This is a genomic window from Pseudarthrobacter sp. lyk4-40-TYG-27 (genome assembly GCF_030209295.1).
GTDB lineage: Bacteria > Actinomycetota > Actinomycetes > Actinomycetales > Micrococcaceae > Arthrobacter.
In genome coordinates, this window is record NZ_JARVSH010000003.1 from 65,770 (window position 1) to 78,461 (window position 12,692).

Below are 12,692 nucleotides of genomic sequence, written 5' to 3' on the forward strand. Positions count from 1 at the left end.
TGCACAACCGTTGGTTCAGATTATTGCAGGGGGCAGCCGGGGCGAAACCCGGGCCGAGGATGGCGGCGGCCGCCACAAAACGTCATCCTGCGGCGCTCCGGTTACTCCATGCGACGAAAAGAGAAGGACTAAGGCGGAATTCTGCGGCCGTCCGCGGAATCTGTGTAGCGTCATGACGATCCACGGCGCGGCAACTATATGGAGGAGACCGGAGATGAGCCTTAGCGAACTGCGGGTGTTCGGACGGTCAGGCACCCCCATCAGCCCGCTCACCCTTGGCACCATGAACTTTGGCGAAGGAACCGGTGGGCCGCCGGGCGCCCCCACCGGCGCCGATGAGGCCATCCGCATCATCCACGCGGCGCTTGATGCCGGCATCACGGCGGTGGACACCGCCGATGTCTATTCCCAGGGCGAGTCCGAACAGGTGGTGGGGAGGGCACTGCGCGGCCGGCGGGATGACGTCTTCCTGGCCACCAAGTTCCACGGCCAGATGAGCCCCAATCCGGCGCACTCGGGCAACTCCCGCCGCTGGATCACCCAGGCCGTCGAGGGCAGCCTCCGCCGGCTGCAGACGGACCGCATCGACCTGTACCAGGCGCACCGGCCGGACTACAACACCGACGTCCTGGAAACCATCACCACCCTCAACGACCTCATCCGCCAGGGCAAGATCCTCTACTACGGCACGTCGGTGTTTACCCCGGCGCAGCTCGTCGAAGCGCAGTGGCTGGCAACCACCAACCACCTGATTCCGCCGCTGGGCAACCAGGTTCCCTATTCAATGCTGGTCCGCGGCAACGAACGCGACGTGCTGCCCATCGCCCAGCAGTACGGGCTGGGCGTGCTGGCGTACGGACCCTTGGCCGGCGGCTGGCTTTCCGGCAGCTTCGTCCTTGACTCGGGGAAGCCGCCCACCCGGGTGCACACGCTGCCGGGGCGGTACGACATTTCCGGGCCCTCCAGCGAGCGGAAGCTGCTGGCAGCGGATTCCCTGGCCCGGCTGGCGGACAAGCTGGAGATGCCCCTGGTGGACCTGGCCGTCGGCTTCGCCCTGACCCACCCCGCGATCAGCAGCGTAATCATCGGCCCGCGCAGCGAGGAACACCTCCAGGCATACCTCCGCGCCGCGGATGTCCAGTTGGGCGAGACGGTCCTGGACGCCATCGACGATCTGGTTCCGCCGGGGACCAACTTCGTGGAGCGGGACGCCGGGGCAATTGTCCCGTCCATCGAGTTCGCCGAATTACGACGCCGGTAGCGGGCCCACGGGCGCGGCAGCACGGTCAGCGTCCGGCAGCACCGTCACGGCCCAGCGTCGAACGACACCGGCGGGCGGGACGGCGGGGCGGGCGGGGCGGGCCGCCGGGGAAACTATTGACTAAGCGGTAGAAGACTCCTACGGTCGATAGCGAAACCGCCTCCCAGGGAATACAGGGGCTGCCATGCCAATGTCCGATGAGGAGCGACGCCTGCTCAAGGAGCTGGAACTGGGGCTGATCGCGGACGATCCCCATCTGGCCATGGAACTGCTGTCCGGCTATCCAGCGCGCCGTTTCCCCACAGCTCTCCTCCCGGGATTGGCGGTGGCGGTCATCGGCCTGGTGTTGATCCTGGCGGGGGCAGGTCTGCCGGCGCCGGGCGCGGTGGTGCTAGGAATCCTGCTGCTGGGGCTGGGCGCCTGCCTGTTGCTGGGCCCCATCGGGTTGAACAGGAGCGCGCGGCGGCAGCCCACCGCCTGACAGCGCCGCTGGTGAGCGCGGACCCGGGATGGCTGCCGGCCCTGGTACGGCCCGGGTGCGCGGCGCCAGGATGAACAGGCTGGCCAGGACCGCGGCGGCGCCAAGCCAGCCGAGCGCCGGAAGCCGTTCACCCACTACGAATACCGCCAGTACGGCGGCAACCACCGTTTCGAGCAGCGAGATGCCGGTGGCCGTGCTCGCCCCCACCCGGGCAAGGCCCCAGCCGAACAGGAGATAGCCGGCGAACATCGGCACCACCGCCATGTAGGCGCCGACGCCGACCGTGGACCAGGAGGCCAGGAGTGGGCCGCCCGTCAGGGCAAGGACCGGCATCAGGAAGAGCCCGCCCAGGCCAAAGACCGTGCCCATGGCCGCCCTGGGTGTGACACCGTCCCCGATCAGGCGGTGGGCTGCCCAGGAATACAGGGCGTACGTGCTGCCGGCCAGCAGTCCCAGGGCCACTCCCGCCGTGGTGGTCCAGGAATCCGGGGCGGCGGGCCCGGCAGGGCCATGCCCGACAAAGGAAAGGAGCGCCGCTCCACCCACTCCGAGCATTGCCCCGGCAATCCACCGCCGGCGCAGTGGATTCCTGTCCGCCGCCCGCTCGATGAGGGCCGCCGCGATGGGGGCCGAGCCGATGGAGACCACAGTTCCCACGGCCACGCCGGAGAGGTGCATTGAGCTGTAGAAGGCCAAGGGATAGACAGCCACCGCTGCCGCCCCCAACAACACCAGTCTCCACCGCCGGAACAGGCCGGCCGGCCGGCTGGCAATGTGCCGTGCGGCGTACAGAGCCTGCAGCAACCCGCCCGCCCCCATGGCCACCGCGCCGATGGCCAAGGGACTTACATCCGGTGCGAAGGTGGCGGCCGTCCCGGTGGTCCCCCAGAGGACGGACGCCGCCACCACGGACAACGCTCCCCAGGGCAACGCAGGGCGGCGTGGAGTGGAGTTCACAGCGCGTCCAACAGTTGCGCGGCGATGGCCCGGGCTTGCCGCAGCGGCGCGTCGCCGCCCTCCAGGCCTGCCCTGGCCATGGCACCTTCGAGGAGGAAGGCCAAGTGGGCGGCAACGGCGGGCGCCTGCCCCTCCCTCCCGGGCAACAGTGCCGTGACGTGCCGGGCCAGGAGTTCCTCTACTTCCTCCTTGTGGAGCCGCACTGCAGTCCGCCCGGGGTCCCCCGCGGGCAGTTCAGCCGCCGCGTTCAGCAGCCCGCAGCCGCGGAATCCTTGCTGGTAGGCGGCATTTGCGTGGTCCAGGTAGGCGTCGAAGACCGCGAGTGCCTGCTCCGTCGGGGTCCCGGCCCTTTCCAGCCGCGTCCGGTAAAGGCCCAGCCACTCCTCATGCCGTGCTTCCAGGTAGGCGGCCACGAGGTCCGCTTTGGACGCGAAGTTGTTGTAGAGGCTCTTTTTAGCCACGCCCGCCTCCGCAGTGATCGTGTCGATCCCGGTGGCCGCAACGCCGCGGGCATAAAAGAGGCGGGCGGCGGCGTCGAGCAGCAGTTCCCGGGCGGGAGGCCGGCTGGGCGCCGAGGCGCGTGACACAGGCATGGGGCTCCTTGCGGTGATGGTAGGTAGACCAGTCTACCTACCACCAGCGTAGGGCGGAACACTTGCTTCTTGACTAGGCGGTGCGGACCGTCCGGGCGGACATGGCCTGGAGCTCCGTGGCCAACCGTTCCACCAGGAGTGCCGGGGGTTCGGTGATATCGGCCAGGACGTGGGCCTCGTCCTGGTCCAGTTCCTCCAAGGCGGCGAACTGGGATTCCAGCAGGGTCCGCGGCATGAACTCGTGGGCGCGGGCTTCCATCCGCGCTCCAATGGTGTCTGTGCTTCCGGTGAGGTGGATGAAGACAACATCCGGCGCTGCGCTGCGCAGCAGGTCCCGGTACCGGCGCTTCAACGCTGAGCAGGCGACGATCGGCGGGACTGTCGTGACGCCGTCGGCCTTTCCTGCGAGCAACTCCCCCAGCGTGCCAAGCCAGGGCTCCCTGTCAGCGTCCGTGAGCGGTATGCCGGCGCCCATTTTCTGCTTGTTGGCGGCCGGATGGAAATCGTCGCCATCGAAGAACGGCATGTCCAGGCGCAGGCCCAGCAGGGAGCCCATGGTGGATTTCCCCGAGCCGGACACGCCCATCACCACCAGGGGCGGCAACGGGGCGTTCACCGTTGCTCCCCGTTCCCGTCGAAGCTGAGGAGGACTTTGCCGGAGCTGGTGGAGTCTTTGGCGACCTCGAAGGCGTGCAGGGCGTCCTCCACGGGGTATTGGTGGGTGATGACGGGGCTGATGTGCAGGGACCTGTCGGCAAGCGCCGCGATGACCTGGTCGATTTCGTCGTTGAAGCGGAAGGAGCCTTTGAGGTCCAGTTCGCGGGTGATGGCCAGCGAGATGGGCAGCGGTTGCATGCCGGTGGGCAGCAGCCCGACCATGACCACGGTCCCGCCGCGGACCGCGCCGCGGATGGCGGAGGCCAGTCCGTGGTGGTTGCCGGAGGATTCGATCACGACATCCGCCTCCACGGCGGCGATCGCTTCGGTGTCTGCGGCGTTGATGACCTGGTCGGCACCGACGGCCCGGGCGATCTCCAGCGGTTTGGGATGGAGGTCCACAGCGGTGATGTGCGCGGCTCCGGCGCGTTTGAGGACCGCGACGGCGAGGGCACCGATGGGGCCGGAGCCGATCACCAGCGCGGTTTTCCCGGCCACGTCCCCGGCCCGGGAGACCGCGTGCCAGGCCACGGACGCGGGTTCGACCAGGGCGGCTGTGCGCAGGTCGATGCCCTCGGGCAGGGACCGCAGCATCCGGGCCGGCAGGTTCACGTACCGGCTGAAGGCGCCGTCGGTGTGCGGGTAGCGGGCGGCGCTGCCCAGGTACGTGCACCCGGGTGAGAGGTTGGGCCGGTCCACAGGGTACCTGGCCGCGCCCGGACCCGGGGTGGCGGGGTGGACGGCGACGGCGGTTCCGGGCTGCGGCCCCTGGCCGTTGGCCGCTGCGCGGACCACCACACCGGAGATTTCGTGGCCCAGCACCAGGGGCGCCTTCAGGATGGATTCCCCGGCCGCACCGTGCAGCCAGTAATGCAGGTCCGACCCGCAGATCCCGCCATACAAGACCTCAACCACGGCCTGGTCATCCGCCGGCCGGGCCAGCGGGACCACATCGACCCGGAGATCCCCCGCGGCGTGGGCCACCACGGCCGGACCGGAGCCGGGCAGCATGTGGGCCCCTGGCTGGACGGGTGTGTTCGCGGGCATCAGACCACCACCGTCATTCCGCCGTCGATGAAAATGGTCTGCCCGTTCACGAAATCCGACCCGTCCGAAGCCAACCAGACCACCGGCCCGGCCAGATCCGCCGGCGTGCCCCAGCGGCGGGCCGGGGTGCGGCCCAGGATCCAGGCATTGAACTGTTCGTCATCCACCAGGTTCTGCGTCATCTCGGTGTGGATATACCCCGGCGCGATCCCGTTGACCTGCAGGCCGGACCCGGCCCACTCGGCCGTCATCGCCCGGGTCAGGTTCCGCAGCCCGCCCTTGGCCGCAACATACGGGGCAATCGTGGGGCGGGCCAGGTCCGTCTGCACCGAACAGATATTGATGATCTTGCCCCGGCCCCGCGGAATCATGCACCGGGCCGCCTCCCGCCCCACCAGGAACGCACTGGTCAGGTCCGTGGAAATCACCCGCTCCCAATCCGCCACGTCCAACTCCAGCATCGGCACCCGATGCTGGATCCCGGCATTATTCACCAGAATCTCCAACGGACCCACATGCTCTTCGATCCACGCGATACTGCGGCCTGCCGCCTCACCATCGGTAACGTCAAACGCGACACTATGCACCCGGCCCGGGGCATAATCGGCGGCCATCGCCGCCTCGGCCTCCTTGAGCCGCTCCCCGTTGATGCCATTCAACACAACCGTTGCACCGGCGTCCGCCAACGCCCGGGCCAGCGACGAGCCGATACCGCGGCTCGACCCCGTCACCAACGCAACCCGGTCCGACAAATCAAAAAGTGAACTCATGCGAACGGTCCCTGCTGCACCAGGTTGACCGGGGTTTCGCCGGCGGCGAGGGCCTCAAGCTGCCGTTTCAGGAGTTTGAGGATCCGCGGCTCGAACGCTGACGCGTTGCCGCCAACGTGGGGGGTGATGAGGGCGTTGTCCGAGGACCAGAGCGGGTGGCCGGCGGGCAGCGGTTCGGGGTCGACCACGTCGATGGCGCAGTGCAGGCGGCCGGACACCACTTCAGCCGTTAGGGCGTCGGTGTCGATCACGGAGCCGCGTCCGACATTGACCACCAGGGCGCCGTCCGGCAGGGCGGCCAGGACCTTGGCTCCCACCAGGTGGTGGGTCGCCTCGGTGAGGGGAAGGACGGAGACCAGGATGTCGTGGTCGGCGGCGAGCGCTGCGAGTTCATCCGGACCGTGGACCCGGCCGTCCGCATCGGTCCGTGCGGCGCTTCCCACCCGGGTCAGTGTGACTTCGAAAGGCTCCAGGCGGCGGGCCAACTCCTTCCCGATTCCGCCGATGCCCAGCAGCAGGACCTTCCGGTCGGCCAGCGACTGGCGGCGTTGCGGGGCCCAGTTCTCCACCTGCTGGTCCCGGACAGCTTGGTCAATGCCCCGCAGTTTGGCGAGGATAAGGCCAACGGCCAGCTCCGCGGTGGCAGCCGCATGGACGCCCGAGGCGTTTGCCACGGCGGCGGCCGGACCCGCTGCCTCGCGGACGCCGTCGAACCCTGTTGACTGTGTTTGCACGAACTTCAGGTCAGGCACCTTGCCCAGGGAACCCAGCACGGCGCCGGCGTCGATGTAGGGGAGGATGACGCCGTCGATCCCGCCCAGGTGGGCGCCCGGTGCTTCCGTCATGTCCCACACCACCCCGCGGAGGCTGCCCGGAAGTGGCGACAGCTGGGCCAGGAGCTCGGAATCGGGAAAACTGACGGTTTGCACGTGCTGCATCGTTGAAGGCCTATCGGTTGGTGGGAAGGTGCTGCGGGGATCGTTATGCGTCGCGGCGGTCGAAGGTGAGGCCACCCGGGACCTGGAAGGTGGGCATGAGTTCAAGCATGCCAACGTTGACGTGGCGCGGGGTTTCGATGGCGTAATCAAGGGCATTGACGATGTCGTCCGTGGTGAGTGATTCGTAGCCCTCGTAGTAGGTCTGCCAGGCTTCTTCCATGGCCTCGGGGCTGCCGCCCAGGTTGCGGCCGAAGATTTCGGTTTCCACCCGGCCGGGGCAGATTTCGGTGACGCGGATGCGCTTGCCGACCGTGTCGTTGCGCAACTGCCGGGAAATCTGGTGCACCGCGGCCTTGGTGGCGTGGTAGGCGGTGTGGCCGTAGAAGTTGTAGAGCCCGGCGATCGAACTGATGTTGACCACGTGGCCCAGGTCCCGCTCCACCATGCCGGGCAGCACCAGCCGCGTGAGCTGCAGCAGGCCGCGGAGGTTGACGTCGATGAGTTCGTCGATGTCCTGCTCGGAGGAGTCCAGGATGTTGCCTGTCCGGGAGACGCCGGCGCAGTTGACCAGGACGTCCACCTTGAGGTCGCGGACGACGCCGGCCAGGGCGGCGGTGTCGGTCAGGTCCACCACATGCTGGACTGCTCCCGTGCGGTCGGCCAGTTCGGCGAGGCGTTCCTCGTTGCGGGCCACCGCGTGGACGGTCAGTCCGCGCTTGGCGAGACGCTCGGCGATTGCCGCGCCCATGCCGGTGGACGCTCCGGTGACGAGGGCTGTGGTGTAGTCGGAAAAAGGCACAGGGACTCCAAAAAGTGGTAGGTGGCGGGGCTTTTAGGTCCGGCAATGGACTGGACGTTGTGGCCCCCCGGTTGGCAGGGGTTAGGGATCGCGCGGCATTCTGTGGGTGCGGTCCTGGGCGGTGGGACGGTCAATCATGATGTTCAGGCTCCTGACGCCGGGCTGAGTTCGTGCCAGCGCTGGCCGGCGCCGACCCCGAGGAGTCCGAAGACCGTGTTCACGGTGTTCCGGAGTCTGTCCAGTTCCAGGCAGGCTGTGCGGTGCATGGCTGTTGCTTCAGCCACGGTTGTCTTCCTGAAGGTGACGGTGTGTCCGGGCCTGGATTGCGCCAGGACATCCAGGGAGCGGCTAGTGACGACCCCCAGGACCGGATAGCCCGCCGTTACGCCCCGTCCCCGGTGCAGGACCAGCAGTTCGTCCCGGGACGGAACCTCGATGGCCCCCACCGGGACACCGCGGGAGAGGACCTCGGAGGTGAGCTGGCGTTCGGGCAGTGCGCCGCCGAGCCGGAGTCCGATGTGGTTGCTTCGGGGGCTCACGGTGTACTGCGTGGTGAAAAGCAGGTCTGCGGTGTCGCCGAATTCGGCTACGTCCGGCCCGTCGGTGACGTCGATGACCGGGTGGGTGGTGAATTCCGGCTTTGCCAGCCCCAGCCGGAACAGGGGCAGGCCGAAGTGCGGCTGGGTGATGGGTGCGGTGGTCTTTTGCGTTTCAAGTCGGGTGCCTTCAACAAGTTTCAGTCCGAAGCCCACCACCGTGTCCGGTGCGCAACTGCCCAGCAGCGTAGGGACGGTGAAGGATCCGCGGACGGCGATGTAGGCCCGGAGACCGGTGCGGATTCCGCGGACCGTCACTGTTTCGCCGGCCCGGACGGAGACGGGCTCCCATTGGGGGCAGTCGCGGCCGCCCACCGAGAGGTCCAGCGGGGCGCCGGTCACGGCGATCAGCAGGTCCGTGGTGGCGCGCATCCTGAAGTCCAGGGCGGTGAGTTCCAGCAGCGGATCGTTGTCCCCGTTGCCGGCCAGGATGTTCGCGGCCTTGGCCGAGAACTGGTCCAGGGCCCCGTTGACGGGAAGTCCGAATGCAGGACCCTTTGTCCGGCCAAGGTCGGTGACGACAGAGTGTCCGGGCTGGAGGACGATCAGTGCCCCGGTCATGGCCGGGCCTCCAGGAACTGCCCCTCGCACTTTTCGAAGTCCTCCGCTGGAATGCGGTAGAAGCGCAGTTCATCGCCGGGGACGTAGGGCACCAGTGGTTCGCGTGCTGCGTCCAGGACCGTCAGGGGGGTCTGGCCGATGACACACCAGCCTCCTGGTGCGACGGCGGGCGCGATCACGGCCTGGCGTCCGGCCACGGAGACTGCACCGGCGGGTACGGAGAGCCGCGGGTCCTTGAGCCTGGGGACGGGGACCGGGAAGTCTGGTCCGTCCATCATGGGCGAGCCTGCCGGCGCTCCGAGGCAGCGGATGACGTAGGTCTTGGCCGTGTGCCGGGCGATCACGTCCTGGACATCCAGGCCCTGGTGCTCTGCCACGCTTTCCAGGTCCGGCCCGTAGCTGCCCCCGTACACGACGGGTACCTCGAAGCGGCGCGGCTCGCGCAGGGTGGTGCCCACAAAGTCCAGCTGGCGCATCCCCAGGAGGATGAACGCCCTGACCTGGCGGGCGGAGGTGAGGTAGGGATCGAATTCCACCAGGACGGAGTCGTACGTGGGAACGGCGCCATGGATGCCGTCGACGCCGACGCTGGCCAGCCAGCCGGCCAGGGAGTGGACCGTGGCCCAGTTGGTTTCTGCGTCGCCGGACTGTGCCACCACACGCAGGGCGGCGTCGCCCGACTCGTAGATGTCCAGCATTGTTCGGCTGGTTGTCGTTGCGGCGGCCATGGTCAGGAAACCTTTTGCTTTGCGGCGAGCACCTGTGCCAACGGGGCGATGGTGACGCCTGCGGCGATCAGTTCGCTGCGGACCAGGCGGGCAAGTTCGACGGCGCCGGGGTTGTCGCCGTGGAGCAGCACCGTGTCGGCATGGATGGCGATGTGGCTGCCGGAGACTGTTTCGATGAGTCCTTCGGTCACCATCCGCACGGTGCGCCGGACAATGGCGGAGGGGTCGTGGATCACGGCGCCGGGCCGGCTGCGCGGCACCAGAGTCCCGTCATCCTGGTAGGCGCGGTCCGCGATGCCAACGATGGCCACCCGCAGGCCGCGCTCCGCCGCTGCAGTGGCGAGTTCACCGTCCTGCGCCAGGATGATCAGCTTCGGGTCCACCCGGGCGGCGGCATCTGCTACGGCCCGGGCGTAGTCCGCTCGGGTGGCCACCAGGTTGCCCAGGCGGCCGTGGGGAGCCAGGTGGGAGACGGTACCGCCGTGGTAGGCGGCAAACGCCGACAGGGCACCCAGCTGGTAGATGACGTCGTTGCGGACTTCGTCAGCCGTGAGGTCCATGGCGCGGCGGCCGAAGCCGCGAAGATCCGGGAAGCTCGGGTGGGCGCCGATGCCGACTCCCGTTCTGACACATTCAGCCACGGTGGCGTCCATGATGTCAGGGTCCCCTGCGTGGAAGCCGCAGGCGATGTTGGCGCTGGACACGATTTCCAGCAGGGCTTTGTCGTCACCGATCGAGTAGGCGCCAAAACCTTCACCAAGATCCGCTACGAGATCGACTGTGGGCATTGCGGGCCTTCCTCTGCTGGTGCTGCGGGTGTAAATCAGTGTGGCATCGGGATTGGAGCCACACAAAGACGAATGCGGTATCACGCTATAGGGAACAGTTATGACCTTTTGAGGCGCCATTGGCGACCCAAAAAATTCAACCGGACCATGTTTAGTGACGCCAAGACTGGTCTTTCCAGCAAATTGTTTCCCTGCTTATGCACAAAACATATGCCGGCATCAAAACCGGTGATGGCTTGGGTGGGGATAGAATGCTCTGGTCATTGGAAAGTCATCTGCAATTAACCTATGCCCGAGACTCGGATCACACAAAGACGTATTGCCTGTCCCGCCATAGCGCCAACGTATGACCCCGCAGGCTGTGCCGTCCCCGGCTGGAAAAGAGGAGCGCTATGGACACCCGGAAGCTGGCGTACTTCGTGAAGATCGTCGACTCAGGAAGCATCACGAAGGCGGCCGCCGCCCTCCACGTCGCCCAGCCGGCGCTGAGCCAGCAGGTGTCGGCCCTGGAAACGGAGCTGAAGCAGCGGCTCCTGATCCGGAGCAAGCAGGGCGTGGAGCCCACGGCGGCCGGCCATACCCTGTACCGGCATGCGCAGACCATCCTGCGGCAGGTGGAGCAGGCCAGGATCGATGTGGCAGCTTCAGGAGCTGCACCTTCAGGCCGCGTCTCCATAGCAATCGCTCCCTACAGCATGGCCTCAAGCCTCACTCCGCGGATTATCCGCGAAGTAGGACGGCGCTACCCAGACATCGTGCTGCACCTGACCGAGATTTACGGCGGCGTGCTCAGCGAGGCCATCAAGAACGGGCGGCTGGACATGGCCCTCATCTATGAACCGGGGCCCATCCGGGGCGTGCAGTTCACCACCCTCATCGTCGAGGACCTGTACCTGGTGGTCAACGCCGCGCGGGAGCTTCCGGTGGACCCAGGGGCCGGCACCATCGCCCTGGAAGCGGCGGCCACCCTGGGCCTGTTCCTGCCCGAACGGATCCACACCCTGCGCCAGGTGGTGGAGGCGGGCTTCGACAGCAAGGGCCTCACGCTGCACCTGGTAGGGGAAGTGGAATCGGTGCCGTCCCTGACCAGGTTGCTGCGCAGCGACCTGGGTGCGACCATCCTGCCCAAGTCGGCCGCGGATGCACTGTTCCACGAGGAGGACTTCCGGGTCCTGCGGATCACCGGGCCTGCATTGCAGTGCAAGATCGCGCTGTGCACTCCGGACCACGAACCGCTCTCCGAGGCCGGTTCCGCCGTACTGCTGGTACTGAAGGAAATGCTCCAGGAAATGCTGCGCAGCAAATACCAGCCGCTTTCCAGCGAAAAACCCTCCGCCGCCGCGGATGCGTCATAAGCGGCCCTTATCAGGTCACGCTCCATTAGTCTTATCCATGGAATTTACTGCGTCCTAGGATAAAAGCCATAAAGGTTCGCCAACGGCGTTTACCCGGCACAAATGATTTCCTTGGAGCCCAGCATGAAAAAAATCACCAGCCTGCAATACCGGAATTCCTCTGAACGACGGATCCAGCTCAAGGCCAGCACCGGTTCGCATTGCCCCACTAATGGCTTCTGGCGGGCCGAAGACGGCGCAGCTTCGGATCCGGTATTTGTCTTCGAGGGCAGCATGATGCCACCGGGCAAGCGGGGATCCACCATGTGGTACCTGGACGACTCCCAGGTGGGGCCGCCTGCGTACCTTCTTCCGGGGATGAACTGAGGTGGCGTGAACCACCGCACCGCCGGCGGCCAAGAAGGCCCGGAGTTCCGAAAGGAACGCCGGGCCTCTCTGCTTTAACCCCATCGATGGGGGGTGGAGCTACAGCGCAGGCTCCAATTCGGCGTCCTCCACCAGCAGGCCTTTGGCCTTCAGCACGTCGGTCAGTTTGCACAACTCGATGGTGGTGCCGCCTTCCTTATACCGGCGGATGAGGTCGTCCTCAGCGTCCACGCGTGCCTGCGACAGCTTGATGACTTCCTCGATCTCATCCTTGCGGACCACCACCACGCCGTCGGCATCACCCAGCAGGACATCGCCCGGGTAGACAATTTCGTCGCCGAACACCAGGGGATGGTTGATCGGGCCAATGGTTTCCTTGACGGTCCCCTTGATGCAGACACTGCCGGAGAACACCGGCAATCCGAGTTCAATCAGGTCCTTGGTGTCGCGGACACCTGAATCCGTGACCATACCCGCCAGGCCTTTCGCCTTCATGGCGTTGCCCAGCACGTCGCCGAATGTCCCGGCTTCCTCGTACTCACCGGCTGCCACCAGGACAACGTCACCCTTCCGGGCGTAGTGGATGGCCACCTGAAGCATCAGATTGTCCCGCGGTGCACAGACCACGGTGACGGCGGGGCCACAGAAGGACATGCTGCGGTCGATCGGCTTGATCTTCGAACTCAGCGCACCTTTGCGGCCCTGTGCTTCATGCACTGTGGCAGAGGAGAACTTGGAAAGTCGCTGAACGGCATCTTCGGAAGGGCGGTCGAATTTCGTTTTGACATGGATCAT

15 protein-coding genes are annotated in these 12,692 nt (G+C 66.8%); 4 read left to right on the top strand and 11 right to left on the bottom strand.

Annotated elements, in window-relative coordinates; all coding sequences use genetic code 11:
• Positions 1-214 precede the first annotated feature (214 nt).
• Together QRM96_RS04755 and QRM96_RS04760 are read left to right on the top strand one after the other, a co-directional pair.
• Complete coding sequence (locus QRM96_RS04755; RefSeq protein ID WP_018763751.1) at positions 215-1,261, top strand: aldo/keto reductase; 1,047 nt, start codon at positions 215-217, stop codon at positions 1,259-1,261.
• A 184-nt stretch (positions 1,262-1,445) separates the two neighbouring features.
• Positions 1,446-1,742 carry a DUF3040 domain-containing protein gene (locus QRM96_RS04760; protein ID WP_081624215.1) on the top strand — a complete coding sequence of 99 codons (297 nt, stop codon included), beginning with the start codon at positions 1,446-1,448 and terminating at the stop codon, positions 1,740-1,742.
• Here QRM96_RS04760 and QRM96_RS04765 read toward each other — a convergent pair.
• The 10 genes from QRM96_RS04765 to QRM96_RS04810 all read right to left on the bottom strand — a co-directional run bounded on the left by QRM96_RS04765 (position 1,653) and on the right by QRM96_RS04810 (position 10,176).
• Positions 1,653-2,699, bottom strand: a complete 1,047-nt coding sequence (locus QRM96_RS04765; RefSeq protein ID WP_285318615.1) for a DMT family transporter — start codon at positions 2,697-2,699, stop codon at positions 1,653-1,655. The two genes, QRM96_RS04760 and QRM96_RS04765, sit on opposite strands and share 90 nt — an antisense overlap.
• Entirely contained in the window at positions 2,696-3,292 is a 597-nt protein-coding gene (locus QRM96_RS04770; RefSeq protein ID WP_285318617.1) for a TetR/AcrR family transcriptional regulator, read from the bottom strand. The genes QRM96_RS04765 and QRM96_RS04770 overlap by 4 nt, the downstream gene beginning before the upstream one ends.
• A gap of 73 nt (positions 3,293-3,365) precedes the next feature.
• Positions 3,366-3,908: a gluconokinase gene (locus tag QRM96_RS04775; protein WP_285318618.1), complete on the bottom strand. Its 543-nt coding sequence runs from the start codon at positions 3,906-3,908 to the stop codon at positions 3,366-3,368.
• On the bottom strand, positions 3,905-4,996 hold the full coding sequence (locus tag QRM96_RS04780; protein WP_285318619.1) for an L-idonate 5-dehydrogenase: 1,092 nt from the start codon (positions 4,994-4,996) through the stop codon (positions 3,905-3,907). Before QRM96_RS04780 ends, QRM96_RS04775 begins: the two co-directional genes overlap by 4 nt.
• On the bottom strand, positions 4,996-5,766 hold the full coding sequence (locus tag QRM96_RS04785) for an SDR family oxidoreductase (RefSeq protein WP_285318620.1): 771 nt from the start codon (positions 5,764-5,766) through the stop codon (positions 4,996-4,998). Before QRM96_RS04785 ends, QRM96_RS04780 begins: the two co-directional genes overlap by 1 nt.
• Complete coding sequence (locus tag QRM96_RS04790) at positions 5,763-6,704, bottom strand: 2-hydroxyacid dehydrogenase (protein WP_285318621.1); 942 nt, start codon at positions 6,702-6,704, stop codon at positions 5,763-5,765. The genes QRM96_RS04785 and QRM96_RS04790 overlap by 4 nt, the downstream gene beginning before the upstream one ends.
• Positions 6,705-6,747: 43 nt before the next feature.
• A complete protein-coding gene (locus QRM96_RS04795; RefSeq protein ID WP_285318622.1) occupies positions 6,748-7,503 on the bottom strand; it encodes an SDR family oxidoreductase in 756 nt (251 codons plus the stop codon).
• A 143-nt stretch (positions 7,504-7,646) separates the two neighbouring features.
• Entirely contained in the window at positions 7,647-8,660 is a 1,014-nt protein-coding gene (locus tag QRM96_RS04800) for a 5-oxoprolinase subunit C family protein (RefSeq protein ID WP_285318623.1), read from the bottom strand.
• Entirely contained in the window at positions 8,657-9,388 is a 732-nt protein-coding gene (locus tag QRM96_RS04805) for a 5-oxoprolinase subunit B family protein (protein ID WP_285318624.1), read from the bottom strand. Before QRM96_RS04805 ends, QRM96_RS04800 begins: the two co-directional genes overlap by 4 nt.
• Positions 9,389-9,390: 2 nt before the next feature.
• Positions 9,391-10,176 carry a LamB/YcsF family protein gene (locus tag QRM96_RS04810; protein ID WP_018763289.1) on the bottom strand — a complete coding sequence of 262 codons (786 nt, stop codon included), beginning with the start codon at positions 10,174-10,176 and terminating at the stop codon, positions 9,391-9,393.
• Between the two features lie 392 nt (positions 10,177-10,568).
• On the opposite strand from QRM96_RS04810, the gene nac reads away from it, so the two are divergent.
• Both nac and QRM96_RS04820 read left to right on the top strand, forming a co-directional pair.
• Positions 10,569-11,531 (top strand): nitrogen assimilation transcriptional regulator NAC, encoded by a 963-nt coding sequence (gene nac / locus QRM96_RS04815; RefSeq protein WP_018763288.1) that lies wholly within the window; start codon positions 10,569-10,571, stop codon positions 11,529-11,531.
• Positions 11,532-11,654: 123 nt separating this feature from the next.
• Entirely contained in the window at positions 11,655-11,897 is a 243-nt protein-coding gene (locus QRM96_RS04820; protein ID WP_018763287.1) for a hypothetical protein, read from the top strand.
• A gap of 99 nt (positions 11,898-11,996) precedes the next feature.
• On the opposite strand, the gene QRM96_RS04825 is transcribed toward QRM96_RS04820, so the two are convergent.
• Complete coding sequence (locus tag QRM96_RS04825; protein WP_018763286.1) at positions 11,997-12,692, bottom strand: 4-carboxy-4-hydroxy-2-oxoadipate aldolase/oxaloacetate decarboxylase; 696 nt, start codon at positions 12,690-12,692, stop codon at positions 11,997-11,999.

Bases quoted from the DNA above. Each gene is read 5' to 3' on its own strand.
- QRM96_RS04810 (WP_018763289.1), bottom strand. From the start codon at position 10,176: ATGCCCACAGTCGATCTCGTAGCGGATCTTGGTGAAGGTTTTGGCGCC.
- QRM96_RS04825 (WP_018763286.1), bottom strand. From the start codon at position 12,692: ATGATCCATGTCAAAACGAAATTCGACCGCCCTTCCGAAGATGCCGTT.
- QRM96_RS04785 (WP_285318620.1), bottom strand. From the start codon at position 5,766: ATGAGTTCACTTTTTGATTTGTCGGACCGGGTTGCGTTGGTGACGGGG.
- QRM96_RS04805 (WP_285318624.1), bottom strand. From the start codon at position 9,388: ATGGCCGCCGCAACGACAACCAGCCGAACAATGCTGGACATCTACGAG.
- QRM96_RS04790 (WP_285318621.1), bottom strand. From the start codon at position 6,704: ATGCAGCACGTGCAAACCGTCAGTTTTCCCGATTCCGAGCTCCTGGCC.
- nac (WP_018763288.1), top strand. From the start codon at position 10,569: ATGGACACCCGGAAGCTGGCGTACTTCGTGAAGATCGTCGACTCAGGA.
- QRM96_RS04760 (WP_081624215.1), top strand. From the start codon at position 1,446: ATGCCAATGTCCGATGAGGAGCGACGCCTGCTCAAGGAGCTGGAACTG.
- QRM96_RS04820 (WP_018763287.1), top strand. From the start codon at position 11,655: ATGAAAAAAATCACCAGCCTGCAATACCGGAATTCCTCTGAACGACGG.
- QRM96_RS04755 (WP_018763751.1), top strand. From the start codon at position 215: ATGAGCCTTAGCGAACTGCGGGTGTTCGGACGGTCAGGCACCCCCATC.
- QRM96_RS04770 (WP_285318617.1), bottom strand. From the start codon at position 3,292: ATGCCTGTGTCACGCGCCTCGGCGCCCAGCCGGCCTCCCGCCCGGGAA.
- QRM96_RS04780 (WP_285318619.1), bottom strand. From the start codon at position 4,996: ATGCCCGCGAACACACCCGTCCAGCCAGGGGCCCACATGCTGCCCGGC.
- QRM96_RS04800 (WP_285318623.1), bottom strand. From the start codon at position 8,660: ATGACCGGGGCACTGATCGTCCTCCAGCCCGGACACTCTGTCGTCACC.